The organism is Rhodococcus sp. 1163, assembly GCF_002091985.1.
In the GTDB taxonomy this organism is placed as follows: domain Bacteria; phylum Actinomycetota; class Actinomycetes; order Mycobacteriales; family Mycobacteriaceae; genus Rhodococcoides.
In genome coordinates this window covers 233,152-252,720 of record NZ_MKKX01000018.1, presented here as the reverse complement: position 1 = coordinate 252,720, position 19,569 = coordinate 233,152, and the positions used below count along the sequence as shown (strand labels likewise).

Below are 19,569 nucleotides of genomic sequence, written 5' to 3'. Positions count from 1 at the left end.
TCAACCCGAAACACTTTCGTCGCGGATCAGCGACTGGAGTACTTATCAGGAAGGACCCGCCACCATGGCGAAGCTCAGCACCGAAGAATTGCTCGGCCAGTTCAAGGAGCTCACCCTCCTCGAGCTCAGTGAGTTCGTAAAGGCATTCGAGGAGACCTTCGAGGTCACCGCAGCCGCTCCCGTCGCAGTTGCCGCTGCAGGCGCAGCCGGCGCTCCGGCCGAGGCTGCAGAAGAGCAGGACGAGTTCGACGTCGTGCTCGAGTCGGCTGGCGACAAGAAGATTCAGGTCATCAAGGTCGTCCGTGAGGTCGTTTCCGGCCTGGGCCTGAAGGAAGCCAAGGATCTCGTCGAGAGCGCTCCGAAGGCCATCCTGGAGAAGGTTGCCAAGGATGCTGCCGAGGCAGCCAAGGAGAAGCTCGAAGCAGCAGGCGCGAAGATCTCCATCAAGTAATTCTTGATGGGCCGTCTTCACGGTCTGTTCTGTTACAACGAAAGGGCCATTCCCATAACGGGAATGGCCCTTTTTGTGCTCTTTGAGTGAATTCTTTTGGAGCGTGCCTTCTGCTTTGCGCGCCGAATGGTGACCGGATGGTCTTTTCGACCCGCAGAAAACAGTGTTCGACGACAGACCGGCGCACGTTCGCAGCGCCTCCACTCGGAGCCGGGCGAAAATTCGGCGAGTTGCCCGCGTGCCGCCCTGTGATGGGTCACACTGACTACAGGATCCGGGTCCGGATTCGAGGATGTTGTTACTCGGCAGTAGGCTCCATTGTCGGTGCGGACACTTACATGCGATAGAGTGACGCAACCCACATGAGGGTCGATGTCAACGAACTGTGGAGGTCAGCGTGGGAGTCGAGGTTTCGGTCGAGGGATTGACCAAGTCTTTCGGTGTACAGAAGATTTGGCAGGACGTCTCTTTGACGTTGCCGTCGGGTGAAGTCAGTGCGCTGCTGGGGCCGTCGGGGACGGGTAAGTCGGTGTTCTTGAAGTCGTTGATCGGTTTGCTCCGTCCTGAGCACGGCAAGATCTTCATCGACGGGACGGACATCTTGCAGTGCTCCTCACGGGAGCTCTACGAGATCCGCAAGTTGTTCGGGGTGCTGTTCCAGGACGGCGCACTGTTCGGCTCGATGAATCTTTACGACAATGTCGCGTTCCCGCTTCGTGAGCACACGAAGAAGTCCGAGTCGGACGTCCGCAAGATCGTCATGGAGAAGCTGGAGCTGACGGGTCTGATCGGCGCGGAGGAGAAGCTTCCAGGTGAGATTTCCGGCGGTATGCGTAAGCGCGCCGGCCTGGCCCGTGCCCTGGTACTCGACCCGGAAATCATCCTCGTCGACGAGCCGGACTCCGGTTTGGACCCAGTGCGCACGACCTACATCTCGCAGACTTTGATCGATATCAACGCCGAGATCGATGCCACCATTCTGATCGTCTCGCACAACATCAACCTGGCGCGGACGGTCCCGGACAACATCGGGATGCTCTTCCGTCGTCAGCTGGTGATGTTCGGTCCCCGCGAGGTGCTGTTGACCTCCGACGAGCCGGTGGTGAAGCAGTTCTTGAACGGCACGATGATCGGACCGATCGGAATGTCGGAGGAGAAGGACGAAGCGCAGATGGCGCAGGAGCAGGCGATGGTCGATGCCGGCCACCATGCCGGCGGTGTCGAGGACGTCGAAGGCATTGTCCCGCAGATGAAGGCCACCCCAGGCACACCGGTGCGCAAGGCGGTGGGGCGTCGGCAGGAACGAGTACGACAGATCATGCACACGCTCCCGCACAGCGCGCAGGTCGCCATTCAGGAAAGCCTCGACACCACCGACCCGGGTGATCACATTCCGGCCTACAGTGGCGCGGGCTCGTACGAAGAGGGCACATACGCCGAAGCCGGTCAGGGCCAGGTCAACGACAACGCTGCTTACAGTAACCAGGGTTACGGCAACGCTGCTTACGGCAACGCTGCTTACGGCAACGCTGGTTACGGCAACGCTGGTTACAGCAACCCGGGTCAGGACAATTCCGGGTACGACAATTCCGGTTACGAGGCGGGGCACAACGATCCGGGCCACGGCCCATCGCAGGGGCGGGGACAGTAAGGGTTATGGGCAGTTCCAAAAAATCCGTTTTCGCTCCGGCGAAAGCCGGAATTGCGCAAGCCGGAAATATTGTCGAACTGCTCGTAGAGGTCGCACGGAACACATTCAGAAGGCCTTTCCAATTTCGTGAGTTCATCGAGCAGGCCTGGTTCATCGCCAGCGTCACGATTTTGCCGACTGCTCTGGTTGCCATTCCGTTCGGCGCCGTCGTTTCACTGCAGACCGGATCGTTGATCAAGCAGCTCGGTGCAGAGTCCTTCACCGGTGCCGCAAGTGTTCTCGCCGTCATTCAGCAGGGAAGTCCGATCGTGACTGCACTGCTCATTGCCGGCGCTGCCGGTTCTGCAGTGACCGCTGACCTCGGTTCCCGGACGATCCGCGAAGAGATCGACGCAATGCGCGTGTTGGGTATCGATCCGGTGCATCGACTGGTGGTTCCTCGAGTCCTCGCGATGATCCTTATCGCGTTGCTGCTCAACGGCCTCGTATCGGTCGTCGGCATCACCGGTGGTTACTTCTTCAATGTCGTTCTCCAAGGTGGCACTCCGGGCGCCTATCTCTCGTCGTTCTCGGCGCTCGCCCAGCTTCCGGATCTCTACGTTGCGGAATTGAAGGCGGCCATCTTCGGCCTCATCGCCGGAATCATCGCCTCCTACAAGGGCCTCAACCCGAACCCGGGTCCGAAGGGCGTGGGTGAGGCAGTGAATCAGACGGTGGTCATCACCTTCCTGTTGTTGTTCTTCGCCAACCTCATTCTCACCCTGGTTTACCTCCAGGTTGTTCCGGCGAAGGGAAGCTGACCCGCAATGACCATCTCCAAAGGTCGGGGCGACCGTACCCTCATGCGCGTCAAACGCGTTGCGAGTGCACCGCTGAACGTGCTCGACAAAGCCGGCGAGCAAATGTCCTTCTATGCCCGTGCCATCGGGTGGATACCTCGGACTCTGATTCATTACAAGAAGGAAGTTCTGCGTCTTCTTGCAGAGGTCACCTTCGGTAGCGGTGCACTCGCCGTCATCGGCGGCACCATCGGTGTCATCGTGATGCTGTCCGGCGCAACAGGCGTCGTAGTCGGACTACAGGGTTATGCTGCGCTGGAGCAGCTCGGCAGTTCCGTCCTCACCGGCTTCTTGTCCGCATACGTCAATACCCGCGAAATCGCTCCTATCGTCGCCGGTCTCGCGCTGTCCGCGACGGTCGGAGCCGGCTTCACTGCGCAACTCGGGGCGATGCGCATCTCGGAAGAGATCGACGCGCTGGAGGTCATGGCAGTTCCCAGCGTGCCGTTCTTGGTCACGACCCGCATGATTGCCGGTTTCGTCGCCGTCATTCCCTTGTACATCGTGGGTCTGCTCGCGTCGTATATCGCTTCACGTGGGATCAGCACGATCTTCAACGGCCAGTCCGGCGGATCGTACGACCACTACTTCAACCTCTTCCTACCGCCGGAAGACGTTCTGTATTCGTTCCTGAAGGTGTTGATCTTCGCCTTCGTGTTGATCATGATCCATTGCTACTACGGATTCCATGCTTCGGGCGGTCCGGCAGGCGTGGGTGTCGCCGTGGGACGCGCCGTTCGAACTGCCATCGTGACGATTGCTGTTCTGGACTTCTTCCTCAGTCTCGCTATCTGGGGTACCACCACCACAGTGAGGGTTGCCGGATGATCGACTCGCCATCGCGATTGAGGCGACTACTGCTCGGGCTTGCATTCTTCTTGATTCTCATCCTGTTCGTCGGGTGGTCGATCACCTCGTACAACAAGACCTTCAAGAAGGTCGTGAGCATCGATCTCGTGACCGATTCGGTCGGCAACGCCTTGCCGTCCAACGCAGACGTCAAGGTCCGTGGCCTCATCGTCGGTGAGGTGCGCTCGGCGTCTACCCAAGACGGGGTCGTCACCGCACATCTGGCAATTGATCCGGACAAGGCGGAGTTGATCCCGTCGAACACCACGGCTCGGCTGCTTCCGAAGACGTTGTTCGGTGAGCGGTACGTATCGCTGATAGTCCCACCGGGTGATACGGCGTCGCCGATTACCAATGGCACTGTGTTGAAGCAGGACACCAGCGGCAATGCGATCGAGGTCGGGCAATTGCTCGACAATCTGCTGCCGTTGCTCGAAGCGATTCCGCCGCAGGACCTGGCGAGTACGCTCGGTGCGCTCGCGCAGGGGCTGAGCGGGCGCGGAGAACAGCTCGGCTTCACGATCGACCGGTTGGACAATATCTTCAAGGGCTTGAACACCGAACTCCCGAATATTCAGCAGGGTCTGCGTGGCCTTGCCGACTTCTCCGAGACGTATTCCGATGCGGCTCCGCAGCTGATCGATGCTCTGGACAATCTCAGTGTCACCGGAAACACGTTGGTAGAACAGCGTCCTGCGGTGGATACGTTGATTTCCTCGTTGACGGCGACCAGTTCGAGTACAGCCGATTTCCTCCAGGCCAACTCGTCGAATCTGATCGCTATCGCTGCCGATTCGCGGGAGGCGCTGGAGTTGCTGGCACAGTATTCGCCGTCGTTCGGATGCACATTTGCACAGTTCGCCCCCATTGTGGCGCGCGCGCAAGAGGTCGTCGGCGTCGGTGACGAGTATCGAGGTATCAACGTTTCGGCATCCTTCGTCAACCCCAAGGGGCGGTATTTGCCCAATCAGGATGAGCCGCGATTGTTCGACGATCGCGGACCGCGCTGCTACACCCCGGCGGACACTGCTGCAGGCGAGTTCTTTCCCCAGTATCCCGGTGGTTCGGCGAACGACGGCTCCTACCAGGTTCCATCCAGAAACCCAGGCCCGCAAGATGTTCCGGAGCTACCGGTCCCGCAGTACTCGGCAGTTCCCCGGGCGGCGACAACCGGTGACGCTGCTCCGGCAAGCTACGAGGGTTCCGATTACGAGCGCGACACCCTGGCCGTGATCTACGGCCAGGCAGGGGGAGTGACCCCGGACGAGATTCCCTCGTGGACGACGACTTTGGGCGCGCCGGCACTGAGAGGAGCGGAGGTGACCATCAAATGAGGGGACTTCTTGCTCCACTCGTCAAGTTGATCGCGTTCGCCGTGGTGACGATCTTGGCCACCGCGACGCTCGCATTCTCGATTGCCAACATCAGTGGCGGCGGTGGCGAGACCTACAGCGCTGTGTTCAGCGATGTGGCGTCGCTGAACAAGGGCGACGAGGTCCGCATCGCAGGCGTCCGCGTCGGTGACGTCAAAGACATAAAGATCGTCAACGAGCGCGAGGCCGAAGTCGAGTTCTCGGTTACGGGTCGAGACTGGCTGCCGGCCACCGTCACTGCGAATCTGCGGTACCGGAACCTGGTAGGCCAGCGCTACATAGCGCTCGAGCAGGGTGCCGGTGAACAAGGCCGCAAGATCAACCCGGGTGAGACAATTCCACTCGAGCAGACGAAGCCCGCTGTGAATCTGACGACGCTGTTCGACGGTTTTCGTCCGTTGTTCACCACACTCAACGCCGACGACGTGAACAAGCTGTCGTACCAGATCATCCAAGTGTTCCAGGGTGAGTCGGGGACGATCTCGGAGTTGGTACGCAGCACCGCGAGCCTCACGAACACCGTTGCAGACAAGGACCAGGTGATCGGCGCCGTCATCACCAATCTCAATACGGTGCTGCAAACGGTCAATCAGCATGACAAGGAACTCGACTCGTTGATCGTCAATACCCAGCAACTGGTGTCGGGACTCTCCGCCGATCGTGAGGTCGTCGGCTCGGCCGTCACCTCGCTCGCCGGCCTGACCGATGCGACGGCTGGTCTGCTCGAGCCGACACGTCCGGCGATTCAGGGTTCGATCGCTGCACTGAACACGTTGGCGACGACGTTGAACAACCGAGAGGATGACCTGACGAAGGTAATCCAGACGTTGCCGAAGAAGCTCGACAAATTGGTTCGTACCGCACAGCAGGGATCGTGGTTCACCTTCTACCTGTGCGGTCTCGACATCAAGGCCGGGCCGGGTTCGTCACCCAATCTGAATTTGCCGACAGGACTTCCGACCGTGAATCAGCCGCTGTACACGAACTCGGCTTCGCGTTGCAAAGCTGGGGGGATCCAAGGATGACAAAGCGCAGCCCGCTGGTACTAGGTGCGCTCGGCATTTCGATCGTGCTGCTTGCGACAATTTCGGTCTTCTTTCTCGATAAGCTTCCCATTCTCGGGGCCGGCTCGACGTTCAGTGCCGAGTTTTCCGAAGCTGCAGGCCTGAAGCCCGGCAACGAAGTTCGCATCGCCGGGGTCAAGGTAGGCAAGGTCGACTCCGTGGAACTCGCGGGTGACCGTGTCGTCGTCGATTTCCGAGTCCAGGACGCATGGGTCGGCAACAACTCGTCCGCATCCATCCAGATCAAGACCGTGCTGGGTCAGAAGTACCTTGCCATCGATCCCCGCGGCGACGCGGTGCTCAAACCCAAGGACCCGATCCCGTTGGAGCGCACCACGTCCCCGTACGACGTCATCGACGCGTTCTCCGACGCGGCATCGACCATCACCGACATCGACACCCCACAACTGGCATCGAGCTTCGAGGCGCTCTCGCAAGCGTTTTCCGAAACCCCGGCCGACGTTCGGGCGTCGCTGGATGGGGTGAGCCGGTTGTCGGAGACCATCGCCAGCCGTGACACGGATCTGAAAAAGCTGTTCGAGGCGACGGGCAAGACGTCGAAGGTTCTGGCAGACCGAAACGAAGAATTCAACCGCCTCATCACCGATGCCGGCCCATTGTTGGCCGAGCTCAACAATCGGCAGCAGTCGATCTCGCAGCTTCTGACCGGCGTCCAACGCCTTTCGACGCAGCTCACAGGGCTGGTTCGTGACAACGAAGAGCAGATCAACCCGATGCTCCAGCAGTTGAACGGAGTCATCGACATTCTCAACGAGAACAACGACGCGCTCTCCCGTGGACTGGAGCTCTACGCACCCTTCGTGCGGCTCTACGCCAACGTCGTAGGTAACGGACGCTGGCTCGACATCACGTTGGCCAACCTCACGCCTCCTGGCCTGCCACTTATCCCTGGCTACCGTCAGCCTGCGCAAGACCTGGGGGGCAACTGATGAGTGACACCGGAGAATCCGTGAAGAAGGCCGGCGGGGGCCGTGTGGTCATCATCATCGGCGTCGTCATCGTCGCCCTGGTCGTCGCAGTCGGCGGCTGGTGGCTGCTCACACGCGCTGGTTCGACGAACATCACCGCATACTTCGACAAGTCGGTCGGAATCTATTCCGGTTCCGATGTGCGCGTGCTGGGGGTGGAGGTTGGGAAAGTGACCTCCGTGGTGCCGCAGGGTGACCAGGTCGAGGTGAAGATGCGCGTCCAGCGGGGTGTCGACATTCCCGCAGATGCCAAGGCCGCTCAGATCACGCCATCGTTGGTGTCCGACCGATACGTTCAGCTCGCCCCCGCTTATACCGGCGGCGACACGATGGCCGACGGCGCGGTGATTCCGCGTGAGCGCACCGCCACCCCGGTCGAGGTCGATCAGCTCTACGCCAGTATCGAGGAGCTCTCCAGTGCTCTCGGGCCGGACGGGGCGAACAAGAACGGTGCTCTCACCGATCTGGTCAACACCGGTGCAGCCAACCTCGACGGTAACGGAGAGGCTTTGGGGGACACGATCACTCAGCTGTCCGAGGCGTCGCGAACTCTCAGCGACTCACGCGCCGACTTGTTCGACACGGTGAAGAACCTGCAGACTTTCGTGTCGGCGCTTGCTGCCAACGATCAGCAGGTTCGGGAGTTCAACAATCAGCTCGCAGACCTGACCGGCTTCCTCAATGGAGAGCGCGATGACCTCGGCGCTGCGTTGAATCAACTGTCCATCTCCCTCGGTGACGTCGCTGTGTTCGTCGCAGACAACCGTGAACAGCTCGTCACAGCGGCCAACGGATTGGTGCAGCCGACACAGACGCTTTCGGATCACAAGGAGTCGCTGGTCGAAACGCTGACGATTCTGCCGCTTGCGATCAGTAATCTGGTCAACTCGTACGACGCAGAGTCGGGCACTCTCGCATCCCGTGCGAACTTGCAGGGTGAGACTCAAGATCCGCTGGGAACCGTATGCAGGCTGATCGACCTCGGCAAGCTCGTGCCGGGCGACCCGCGATTCGAACAACTGGGTGCCCAGATTCAGCCGATCATCGACCGTTGTGGTGAGTTCACCAAGCTGATCCAGGGACCAGTCCTCGACAATCCGGATCTCATCCTTCCGTTCGGATTGCTCAGCGGTGAAAAGGAACAAAGAAATGCGGTGCCGGGTACTGTGCCGGGAACGGTCTCACCGCGTCTGAGCAGCGGAACCCCATTGCCCGGAATCGAGCAGTCGCTTGGAGGCGGACAGTGAGCACGTCCAAAATGGGTAGGCGCCCACTCGTTTCGATCGTTGGAGCTGCAATCGTCGTAGTGTCGGCTAGTGCATGCTCGCAAGGGGTCTACTCGATTCCGCTACCAGGTGGCGCGGACACCGGCAGTGACCCGATGCACCTCACGATCCAGTTCGAGGACGTCCTCGATCTGGTTCCGCAATCGACGGTCAAGGTAGACGGCGTCGAGGTCGGTCGCGTCGATTCGATCACGGTCGCGGACGGGGAATGGACGGCCAACGTGGGTGTCGTCGTCAACAACTCGGTAGATCTGCCTGCCAATGCCTTTGCCGCCGTGGACCAGACCTCGATCCTCGGTGAGAAGTTCATTCAGCTCACGGTGCCCGAGGGCGATGCGGATCCGCAGAAGCTGTCCGACGGTGACACGATTCCGCTGGATCGGACTCGCGCCACCACCAATATCGAGCAGGTGTTCGGCGCGTTGTCGTTGCTGCTCAACGGCGGTGGTGTCGGTCAGCTAGCCCCGATCGTCAAGGAGCTCAACGCGGCTTTTTCCGGTCGAGAAGGGACGACCCGGAGTTTGCTCGAGCAGGCGAACACGTTGATCGGCGGGTTGGATGAGCAGCGCAACGACATCACCAGAGCGTTGGACGGACTCGATGTTCTGACGACCGAGGTCAGTGGTCAAACGGAGAAAATCGACAGGGTGTTGCAGGACCTGCCGATCGCTACGGCGACGTTGGAGCAGCAGCGTCCGCAGCTCACCCAGATGTTGTCTCAGCTCGATCGTCTCGGCGCCGTCGGTACCGATGTCATCGAGCAGTCGAAGGACGATCTCATCGCCGATCTACGTGCGCTTCGGCCGACGCTGCAGGCGCTCGCGGGCGCGGCCGACGATATCGTCACCTCGGCGCCTCTGGTCCCGACGCTTCCGTTCCCCGACGGTATCGAAGAGGTGACTCAGGGGAACTCGGCCAATCTGTTCCTCTCACTCGATCTGTCGATCGGAACTACTCTGCGTAATCTTGGTGTCGGGGAGGGCGATCCGGTCTACATCCCGCCGAAGTTCGGTGACACCTTGCCTCTGGTCGACCCGACGAACCCGTACTACAACGGTAACGGGCCACGTCCAGGCTGGCCCACAGTCTCGTTGCTGCCGTTGCCGCCGATCACTCCTGCCCCTACACCGGCGCCCGGTGTGCCGGTGGCACCAGGCACCGAGCCTGTGTCGGCAGTTGTGAACCGTGATGCGGAACCGACCTCGTTCGGTCCGCTCAATGATCTGATCGAGCAATTCGGAGGTGGACAGTGAGGTCGAGGCTGGTCAAATTTCAGCTCATCGCGTTCGTCCTCGTCGCCGTGCTCGGCGTTCTTTACGTCGGCGGAAAGTACGTTCGTCTCGACAACCTGCTCGGTTTCGGGCAGTACAGCGTCAACGCTCAGTTCGCGGACTCCGGGGGCATCTTCAAGAATGCTGAAGTGACCTACCGCGGTGTGCCAGTGGGAACGGTCGGCGCTTTGTCGCTGACCTCGGACGGCATCAACGTGGAGTTGCTGTTGAACGATGGTGGACCGAGCATTCCGTCTTCGGCGAAGGCCGTGGTTGCCAACAGATCTGCGATCGGAGAGCAGTATGTCGATCTGCAGCCGACAAGCGACGAGGGACCGTATCTGGAAGACGGTTCGATCATCACCGAAGCGAACACGTCGACCCCCGTCCCGGTGGAAAAGGTACTCGCCAGCACCGACAGGCTGGTGAGTTCGATTCCGACGAAAAATCTGACGACCGTAGTGAGGGAACTCGGAGCCGCATTCAATGGCAAGGGCGACGACCTTCAGGTACTGATCGATTCGCTTGGAACGCTGACGGAAACCGGTAACGAGGCACTACCCCAGACGCTGGCGCTCGTTCGTGACACCCGAACGGTCCTGGACACGCAATCCGAACAGTCCTCGTCGATTCGGCAATTCAGCAACGATCTGAACAACGTGACAGCCCAGCTGCGAAGCAACGATCCCGACATCAGAAGACTCATCAATACCGGGACAGCGGCAAGCGATCAGGTGGGCGCGTTGATTGCGGAAGCCGGTCCGGCTCTGACGACGGATCTGACGAACATCAATTCGGTGACCTCGCTTGCCGCGCCGCGAACGCTGGCGCTGAAACCGTTGCTGATCTTCCTGCCTGCCTTGGCAGCGGGCGCGAGCACGATCACGCCGGGGGACGGCACCGTTCACCAGGGGCTATTGCTGGAAGCGAACAATCCACCACCCTGCACAATCGGCTACGAGGGTTCGCAGGCGATCCTGGACGAGGAGAAGGCGAAGAACCCCAACTTCGATCTGACCCAGGAAAACTATCCCCTGAACTTGCAAGCGAATTGTGCGACACCACAGGGCAGTATCACCGGTGTGCGTAGCTCGAATCGCATAGTTTTCGCAGACCCGGCGACACCCCAACCGTGGGATCTGAAGCCGAAGGTCGATCCGGACAAGCTCAACCTGAATCCGATCGCCACTCAGCTAGCGCCCCTGGTAGGAGCGTCGCCGAAGTAAGCGTCGGTACCGTGGCCGGTGGCTGCGTTCCTACCGATGGAACGATAGAAGACAGGTAACTAAGTTACTGAGTAGTAGGGTTGTGAGTGTGACGTCAAACACCGACACCCAGGAAGCGACACCGTCGTCTCCTGGGTCGAAGAACAAAGCAAGGCCGGTCCTGATCGGCGTATCCATCGTTGCCGTCGCAGCTCTCGTCGCTGCGGTGTGGTTCGGAATAGGCTGGGGGCAAGCACTCTTCGTCGACAAGCCCATCGCCGACACGCGAGATTCTGCGTTGACCGGCGCGCAGCAGGTGGCGATCAATCTCAACACCGTCGACGCAGCCAATATCGACCAGTCGTTCGAGGACATGAAGTCCTCGATCACCGGTGACTCGATGTTGAACGACCTTACTTCCACTCAGTCGAGCATTTCCGACGAAGTACGCAATTCGGGTGCCAAAGGTTCAGCCGAACTGCTGCACGGGACCCTCACCGAACTCAGTACCGACGAGGGAACCGCAACAGCGCTCGTGGTCATCGCCACGACCACGACCTGGCCGGATCGCCCCGCAGTCAAGAGCAAGCTGACCTTGCGTCTGTTCATGGAAGACGTGGACGGTACGTGGAAGGCGAACAAGGTCGACCCCGTCGGGACCGGAATCGCCCTCGACAACGGTGCTGTCGACCCGAACGCGGTGCCGGTCGATCCGAATGCCGCGCCGGTCGATCCGAATGCCGGGCCGGCGGATCCGAATGCCGCGCCGGTCGATCCAGGTGCCGCACCGTCCACAGTCGAAGGTCCCGCACCAGTACCCGACGCAACCGGTGGACAGTAAGCCCATCCGGATGTTTCGTCGAACCACGTGCGTCGGTCGAAGAACGTATCTCACAAGGAGTTGTCCGCAGTGCCTCCTCAGCGCCGGAAAATAGTTCCCCCCAACACCACCAGCAAGGCCCGCAAGAAGGTCGCCGGATCGAACCGACCTCCGAGCGGAGAACCTGTGCAGGTGCAGGATCCTGCCATTCGCGAAGCGTCTCCAGCGGCGAATACGTCCGGAGTCGGTCCCTCCAGCGGTACACAAGCGGCCGACACGACGTCACCTGCGACGCCGAAGGTGTCCACTGCGAAGGCTGAGAAAGCAGACACGGCAAAGCCCGCCGATGCTCCGAATGCCGGCGCTGTCACCGCTTCGAATCGGACGAACCGGAAACCGGTGATCGTGGTCGGCGTAGTCGCCGTCGCCCTGGCCGCCTTTGCAGTGATTGCGGCATTTCGACCTGGTGCGACGATCGACAACCAGGCCTGGGTAGATCAGGGCGCAACGTCCGAGGCCACTCGTGCTGCGACGGATGCCGTCGTAACTTTGTACTCGTACAAAGACACGACCATCGACGAGGATTTCGACAGGGCGCGAACCTACCTCAATCCACAGATGCTGTCCGATTTCGACGAGGCGGCCGAGACGACCAAGTCGGCGGTTCAGCAGACCCAGACGGCGACCGAGGCCAGCTTGACCGATATCGGTGTCACGATCCTCGAGGACGACAAAGCTGAACTGGTTGCGAACCTGAATGTCAGTGCAACTCAGGCAGGTGTCGCGCAAGGCAACGCCGAAGGACCGATCACCATCAACCTCGAGAAGGTCGACGGGAAGTGGCTGTTGTCGGCGCTGTCGGACAAGTAGCGCTTTCGTCGGATCGTGGCCGACCCGTGCTTGTGATCGGATACACGCAGAAGGTCGGTGCAATCTGCGGTTAACATCGCGACTGCGTCCTGCAGTGGGGCGAGCTCTGGTTGCTCGAGGTCGCCGCGGGGTGCGCGGGCGGCCAGGGGCGGGTTTCGCGAGATCACGGAGCAGTCATGACCGACACGACAAGTGCACGAGTTTCAACGCAGTCCTCCGGGAGGGTTGGATTTTCGGAGCGGGTGAACCCCGAGCTGATGCGGCTGTTGAGCGCCGTCGACCTGGACACGGAGTATGTCCGGGGCGAGGGCACAGTCTTGTTCGACGCCGAAGGTCGAAGCTATCTCGATTTCGCAGGCGCATATGGGGCCTTGCCTTTCGGGCACAATCCTCGAGCTGTGTGGCAGGCGATGGACGCCGTACGCAACAGTGGTGAGGCCGTCTTCGTGCAACCGGCTGTGCTCTCTGCGGCCGGGGATCTTGCGTCGAGTTTGGTCTCTGTCGCGCCTGCAGGACTGGGGCGTGTCACGTTTGTCAACAGTGGCGCCGAGGCAGTGGAGGTCGCCATCAAAATCGCACGATCAGCGACAGGGCGGCTGGGAGTTCTCAGCACACACAACAGTTTTCACGGAAAAACGCTGGGCGCGCTGTCGGCCACCGGAAATGCCAAGTATCAGGCGGGCTTCGGGGCTCCGGCCCCCGGGTTTGCCTCCATTGCCTTCGGTGACAGCGACGCGCTGGACGCAGCGCTCACCGACAATCCAGATCAGTACGCGGTATTCGTGGTCGAGCCCATTCAGGGGGAGGGCGGGGTGATCACGCCACCGGAGGGATACCTGCGCCGCGTTCGTGAAATATGCTCTGCGCATGGAGTTCTCATGGCACTCGACGAAGTGCAGACCGGACTGGGGCGAACCGGACGGCTGTTCGCCTGTGAACACGAATCGGTAGTCCCGGACATCCTGACGCTTGCCAAGGCTCTGGGCGGTGGTGTTCTTCCCAGTGGCGCAGTGCTGTGCAAGCCGGAGTTGGTCGGCGAAAGCTTCTCTCTCCGACACACTTCGACGTTCGCTGGAAATGCATTGACCGCTCGCGTCGGAGTGGCAGTAGTGGATGAACTGATTGCCGATAGCCAGGCGCTGGTCCGGAGAGTCCGCGGTTGCGGTGAGGTGTTGAAGAGTGAGCTGGAGAGGATCGCACGGAAGTATCCATCAGTCGTCACCGACGTTCGTGGACGTGGACTTCTCCTCGGCGTCGAGCTTACGGAAGACATCAATTTCGTGGGCGTGCAGTCACTCCTCGGTTCCATCGCGCATCAGCAGAATCTTGCGGTGATGATCTCCTCCTATCTGTCCCGGGTCGAAGGAATACGCCTGGCGCCGACACTGTTCGGGGCGCGGGTGCTTCGCGTCGAGCCGCCGCTGACCGTCTCCGACTCCGAATGCCGTCAGTTCGTGGCAGCGTTGGATCGTGCCCTCTCCTTCGTGGCAGAGGGTGATCTGGGCGGCCTGATCGGCCACCTCGTCGGACGGCCGGCCAAAGCGGAGCCGACGGTATATCCGACCGGGGCCCGGCGGATCCCGCACCTACCGGCACAGGAGAGCGACCACCGATTCGGTTTCATCGCGCACCCCCTGAACTTGGAGGTGTTCGGCGCGTTCGACCCGACTCTCGTCGAATTCACACATGCGGAGCGAGCGGAACTGTTGAATCGATTCGCCTCGGCGACATCGGAATTGAATCCGTCCCCGTTCGTCATCGGCAGTGGCCGGATTGTTCCGACGTCAGGGGTTGCAGCACACGGTTATCTGATCGGATTGCCGTACACCTCGGCGGCACTGCTCGAGCTGCCTGCCGAGGTAGCGGTGGCGTCGGTGTCGGCGGCAGTGCAGTTGGCATTCGACGCGGGTGCAGAAGTCGTGGGTCTGGGCGGGTACTCCTCGGTGGTCACCGCCAACGGTCTGGCGCTCGGTGAGATGTCGGGCGTCGTGACGACGGGTAACTCGTTCACTGCCGCAGCCAGTATCCGCGCGGTTCGACGTGTCTGCTCTGAGCGTGGGCTCGACCTTGCCGATCTGCGCGTGACCATCCTCGGTGCCGCGGGTGCAATCGGTCGGACGATTGCGCGTGTACTGGCGCCGGACGTCGGCACCGTCACTTTGGTAGGCCGTCCCGGTGAACGAGGACAGATTGCCCCGAAGCTATGGGATGCGGCAATCGAAATCGCAGCTGCCGCGCGTGGGGGGAGAGGTGCGCTGGCAATTGCGGCAGAGCAAGCAGGCGGCTCGGTCGACGACTTGATCGGATCAGGGCATCTGGAATTCTTCGACGACCCGGCGGCGGGCGTTGCGCGCGCCCATATCGTGATCGCAGCGACATCGGCTCCACACGCGTTGATCGACGCAGCCGACCTGGCTCCGAATGCGATTGTGTGTGACGTCGCTCAGCCGCCGAACATTCCTTACGACGTCGGCCTCGTCCGCCCTGACGTGACCGTGTTCGACGGTGGGATCGTGCGTTTGCCCGAGGGTTCGGACTTCGGACTTACTTTCGGCCTCGCACCTGGCCTGACCTACGCATGCATGGCCGAGACGATGTTGTTGTCGCTGTCTCGGGAATTCGACCTCCGCAGTCTCGGTACCGCTCTGGACAGTGCGAATGTCGAACGGCTCGGAGAGCTGGCCGACCGCTACGGTTTCGAGCTGGCAGAGGCGACCCGCTGGCGCGAGACGAAGTAGGAACTCGCCGGTAGCGGTGGTGACGGGTGGGCGTGGTCGAGTGGCTACTGCCCGCCCGGCACGTCGCGCCCAATCGCATGAATGGCGCACCCAAGTCATCTGACCGTATGAATGGCACATCGAAGCGATGGTGGGGTGGGTGCGCCTCGGTTCGGCCGATCCGGAGTGAAAAGCGCATGGAAAGCGCATGGAATGCGCATGGAACGCGGACTTGCCGCCCAGCCCTCTTGACGCGCGGGCGTGCAGGGTCCAGTCTTGTCGTCGTAAGCACCCCCGCGGTGAACGATCGGAGTGTTCGATCGAACGCACGGTCTGCGACTCGCCGTTCTCAGGGCCTCGCAGTATCGAATCCCGGGTGCTACTTTTGATGCCCCTGTTGCGCTGTGCGCACGTATGGGGTACCTTTGGACGTTGCGCTGGGTGCCTCCTGTCCACCTCTCGATTGCTGTGCTGCGAAGTGATTACTTCGTCGGTGTTGTGATGGGGATTCGTTCGGGTTGTGACCAGCGAATTCGCCCCACATTAGCAAGCAGATACAGCGGCGGTCGCACTGCACGAGCGGCCCGCGTGAGGTGCTGGAAGGACGCATCTTGGCAGTCTCTAGCCAGACCAAGGCAGTTGTCGGAACACCGGGAGCCCCGAGGAGGGTTTCGTTCGCGAATATTCGCGAACCGTTGGAGGTACCCGGTCTCCTAGATGTACAGACGGACTCTTTCGAATGGCTGGTAGGTGCGCAGAGTTGGCGCGACCGTGCCGCCGCGCGCGGAGACAGTGGTGTCTCCGGCGGTCTCGAGGACATCCTGACCGAGCTGTCCCCGATCGAGGACTTCTCGGGCTCTATGTCCCTTTCCTTCTCTGATCCACGGTTCGACGAGGTCAAGGCCTCGATGGACGAGTGCAAAGACAAGGACATGACGTACGCGGCGCCATTGTTCGTGACGGCCGAGTTCATCAACAACAACACCGGTGAGATCAAGAGCCAGACGGTCTTCATGGGTGATTTCCCCATGATGACCGGCAAGGGCACGTTCATCATCAACGGCACCGAGCGTGTCGTCGTCTCCCAGCTCGTCCGCTCTCCAGGCGTCTACTTCGATCATTCGGTCGACAAGACGACGGAGAAGGACCTGCACAGCGTCAAGGTCATTCCTGGTCGCGGTGCCTGGTTGGAGTTCGACGTCGACAAGCGCGACACCGTCGGTGTTCGTATCGACCGTAAGCGTCGCCAGCCCGTCACGGTGCTGCTGAAGGCTCTCGGCTGGTCCACGGAGCAGATCACGGAGCGCTTCGGCTTCTCCGAGATCCTCATGGCCACGCTGGAGAAGGACAACACAGCCGGTACCGACGAGGCGCTTCTCGATATCTACCGCAAGTTGCGTCCAGGCGAGCCGCCCACGAAGGAGAGCGCGCAGACGCTCCTGGAGAACTTGTTCTTCAAGGACAAGCGCTACGACCTCGCCCGCGTGGGTCGTTACAAGATCAACAAGAAGCTCGGCCTCAATGCAGGTCAGCCGATCGTCGCTTCGACGCTCACTGAAGAAGACATCGTCGCCACCATCGAGTACCTCGTGCGTTTGCACGCAGGTGACACCTCGATGACGGCACCGGATGGTGTCGAGGTTCCCGTCGAGGTCGACGATATCGACCACTTCGGCAATCGTCGTCTCCGTACCGTCGGTGAGCTGATTCAGAACCAGATCCGCGTGGGGCTTTCCCGCATGGAGCGCGTCGTTCGCGAACGTATGACGACTCAGGATGTCGAGGCCATCACGCCGCAGACCCTGATCAACATCCGTCCCGTCGTCGCCGCGATCAAGGAGTTCTTCGGAACCTCCCAGCTGTCGCAGTTCATGGACCAGAACAACCCGCTGTCGGGTCTGACGCACAAGCGTCGCCTGTCGGCCCTCGGACCGGGTGGTCTCTCCCGTGAGCGCGCCGGCCTCGAGGTTCGTGACGTTCACCCGTCGCACTACGGCCGTATGTGCCCCATCGAGACCCCTGAAGGCCCGAATATCGGCCTGATCGGCTCGCTGTCGGTTTACGCACGGGTCAACCCGTTCGGCTTCATCGAGACTCCGTACCGCAAGGTCGTCGACGGTCAGGTCACCGACGATGTCGATTACCTGACGGCCGATGAAGAGGATCGCCACACGCTCGCACAGGCCAACGCGCCTCTGGACGACAGCGACCATTTCGTCGAGGACAAGATTCTTGTTCGCCGTAAGGGTGGCGAGGTCGAGTTCGTGTCGTCCGCGGACATCGACTACATGGACGTTTCACCGCGCCAGATGGTCTCGGTCGCAACCGCGATGATTCCGTTCCTCGAGCACGACGATGCCAACCGTGCCCTGATGGGTGCGAACATGCAGCGTCAGGCCGTTCCGCTGGTACGCAGCGAATCGCCGATCGTCGGTACCGGCATGGAACTGCGCGCCGCAGTCGATGCAGGTGACGTCGTGATCAGCGAAATGACCGGTGTGGTCGAAGAGGTCTCCGCCGACTACGTCACGGTCATGGCCGACGACGGTAGCCGCAAGACCTACCGGATGCGCAAGTTTGCGCGTTCCAACCAGGGCACGTGTGCCAACCAGCGTCCGATCGTGGACGAGGGTCAGCGCGTCGAGTCCGGTCAGGTCCTCGCCGACGGCCCATGCACCGAAGACGGTGAAATGGCGCTCGGCAAGAACCTGCTCGTGGCGATCATGCCGTGGGAAGGCCACAACTACGAGGACGCGATCATTCTTTCGCAGCGTCTCGTGGAAGAGGACGTTCTCACCTCGATTCACATCGAGGAGCACGAGATCGATGCTCGCGACACCAAGCTCGGTGCCGAGGAGATCACTCGTGACATTCCGAACGTGTCCGACGAGGTCCTCGCCGACCTCGACGAGCGCGGCATCATCCGTATCGGTGCCGAGGTTCGTGACGGCGACGTGCTGGTCGGAAAGGTCACGCCGAAGGGCGAGACCGAGCTGACCCCGGAAGAGCGTCTCCTGCGTGCCATCTTCGGTGAGAAGGCTCGCGAGGTTCGCGATACTTCCCTCAAGGTTCCGCACGGCGAGAACGGAAAGGTCATCGGCATTCGCGTGTTCTCACGCGACGACGACGACGATCTGCCTCCCGGCGTCAACGAGTTGGTCCGCGTGTACGTCGCCCAGAAGCGCAAGATTCAGGACGGCGACAAGCTCGCAGGCCGGCACGGTAACAAGGGCGTCATCGGCAAGATCCTCCCGCAGGAGGACATGCCGTTCCTGTCCGACGGCACCCCGATCGACATCATTCTCAACACCCACGGTGTTCCGCGTCGTATGAACATCGGTCAGATCTTGGAGACCCACCTCGGGTGGATCGGCAAGACCGGCTGGAATGTTCAAGTGGCCACGGACGGCACCCGGCCCGATTGGGCCGAGCGTCTTCCGGAGGAGATGCTCTCGGCACCTGCGGACAGCAATATCGCCACCCCGGTGTTCGACGGCGCCAAGGAGAATCAGCTGACCGGCCTGCTGGCCAGCACGATTCCCAACCGCGACGGCGAGCAGATGGTCGGTCCGGACGGAAAGGCCACCTTGTTCGACGGCCGTTCCGGCGAGCCGTTCCCGTACCCGGTGTCCGTGGGCTACATGTACATCATCAAGCTGCACCACTTGGTCGACGACAAGATCCACGCTCGTTCGACCGGGCCGTACTCGATGATCACTCAGCAGCCCCTCGGTGGTAAAGCGCAGTTCGGTGGACAGCGCTTCGGTGAGATGGAGTGCTGGGCCATGCAGGCCTACGGCGCTGCGTACACGCTGCAGGAACTTCTCACCATCAAGTCGGACGACGTTGTCGGCCGCGTGAAGGTGTACGAAGCGATCGTCAAGGGCGAGAACATTCCCGAGCCCGGTATCCCCGAGTCCTTCAAGGTGCTCCTCAAAGAGCTCCAGTCACTGTGCCTCAACGTGGAGGTGCTGTCCTCGGACGGCGCTGCCATCACGATGGCCGACGGTGACGACGAGGACCTCGAGCGTGCCGCGGCCAACCTGGGAATCAACCTCTCCCGCAACGAAGCTGCAACGGTCGACGACCTCGCTCAGTAGTTCTACGGTCCTCGGGCCTGCGGTTATCGCAGGCCCGAGGGCGCTCTTTCTCATATGACTGTTCTCAATGGCAGTTTGGTACAA

At 61.1% G+C, this 19,569-nt stretch carries 14 protein-coding genes; all 14 read left to right on the top strand.

From position 1 onward, the window contains the following. The first annotated feature begins 64 nt into the window (after nt 1-64). Nucleotides 65-451 (top strand): 50S ribosomal protein L7/L12, encoded by a 387-nt coding sequence (gene rplL, locus BJD99_RS07310; protein ID WP_084346137.1) that lies wholly within the window; start codon nt 65-67, stop codon nt 449-451. Between the two features lie 397 nt (nt 452-848). Continuing rightward, entirely contained in the window at nt 849-2,102 is a 1,254-nt protein-coding gene (locus tag BJD99_RS07305) for an ABC transporter ATP-binding protein (RefSeq protein ID WP_256895536.1), read from the top strand. 5 nt (nt 2,103-2,107) lie between these two features. Then, nucleotides 2,108-2,902, top strand: coding sequence for an ABC transporter permease (locus BJD99_RS07300; RefSeq protein WP_084346135.1), 795 nt, complete (start codon nt 2,108-2,110; stop codon nt 2,900-2,902). A gap of 6 nt (nt 2,903-2,908) precedes the next feature. Further along, entirely contained in the window at nt 2,909-3,769 is an 861-nt protein-coding gene (locus BJD99_RS07295) for an ABC transporter permease (protein WP_084346134.1), read from the top strand. Then, on the top strand, nt 3,766-5,124 hold the full coding sequence (locus BJD99_RS07290; RefSeq protein ID WP_084346133.1) for an MCE family protein: 1,359 nt from the start codon (nt 3,766-3,768) through the stop codon (nt 5,122-5,124). Before BJD99_RS07295 ends, BJD99_RS07290 begins: the two co-directional genes overlap by 4 nt. Then, a complete protein-coding gene (locus tag BJD99_RS07285; RefSeq protein WP_084346132.1) occupies nt 5,121-6,188 on the top strand; it encodes an MCE family protein in 1,068 nt (355 codons plus the stop codon). Before BJD99_RS07290 ends, BJD99_RS07285 begins: the two co-directional genes overlap by 4 nt. Further along, a complete protein-coding gene (locus BJD99_RS07280) occupies nt 6,185-7,177 on the top strand; it encodes an MCE family protein (RefSeq protein ID WP_084346131.1) in 993 nt (330 codons plus the stop codon). Before BJD99_RS07285 ends, BJD99_RS07280 begins: the two co-directional genes overlap by 4 nt. Continuing rightward, complete coding sequence (locus BJD99_RS07275; protein WP_084346130.1) at nt 7,177-8,463, top strand: MCE family protein; 1,287 nt, start codon at nt 7,177-7,179, stop codon at nt 8,461-8,463. The genes BJD99_RS07280 and BJD99_RS07275 overlap by 1 nt, the downstream gene beginning before the upstream one ends. A gap of 11 nt (nt 8,464-8,474) precedes the next feature. Beyond that, entirely contained in the window at nt 8,475-9,755 is a 1,281-nt protein-coding gene (locus tag BJD99_RS07270; protein ID WP_084346374.1) for an MCE family protein, read from the top strand. Then, nucleotides 9,752-10,999: an MCE family protein gene (locus BJD99_RS07265; protein ID WP_084346129.1), complete on the top strand. Its 1,248-nt coding sequence runs from the start codon at nt 9,752-9,754 to the stop codon at nt 10,997-10,999. The genes BJD99_RS07270 and BJD99_RS07265 overlap by 4 nt, the downstream gene beginning before the upstream one ends. Nucleotides 11,000-11,087: 88 nt before the next feature. Next, nucleotides 11,088-11,819, top strand: coding sequence for a hypothetical protein (locus tag BJD99_RS07260; RefSeq protein WP_084346128.1), 732 nt, complete (start codon nt 11,088-11,090; stop codon nt 11,817-11,819). 69 nt (nt 11,820-11,888) lie between these two features. Continuing rightward, a complete protein-coding gene (locus BJD99_RS07255) occupies nt 11,889-12,668 on the top strand; it encodes a hypothetical protein (RefSeq protein ID WP_084346373.1) in 780 nt (259 codons plus the stop codon). 176 nt (nt 12,669-12,844) lie between these two features. Beyond that, nucleotides 12,845-15,406, top strand: a complete 2,562-nt coding sequence (locus tag BJD99_RS07250) for an aminotransferase class III-fold pyridoxal phosphate-dependent enzyme (RefSeq protein ID WP_084346127.1) — start codon at nt 12,845-12,847, stop codon at nt 15,404-15,406. A gap of 572 nt (nt 15,407-15,978) precedes the next feature. Beyond that, the gene (rpoB, locus tag BJD99_RS07245; RefSeq protein WP_084346126.1) at nt 15,979-19,485 is read left to right on the top strand and encodes a DNA-directed RNA polymerase subunit beta; all 3,507 of its coding nucleotides are present in this window, start codon (nt 15,979-15,981) and stop codon (nt 19,483-19,485) included. The last annotated feature ends 84 nt before the right edge of the window (nt 19,486-19,569 follow it).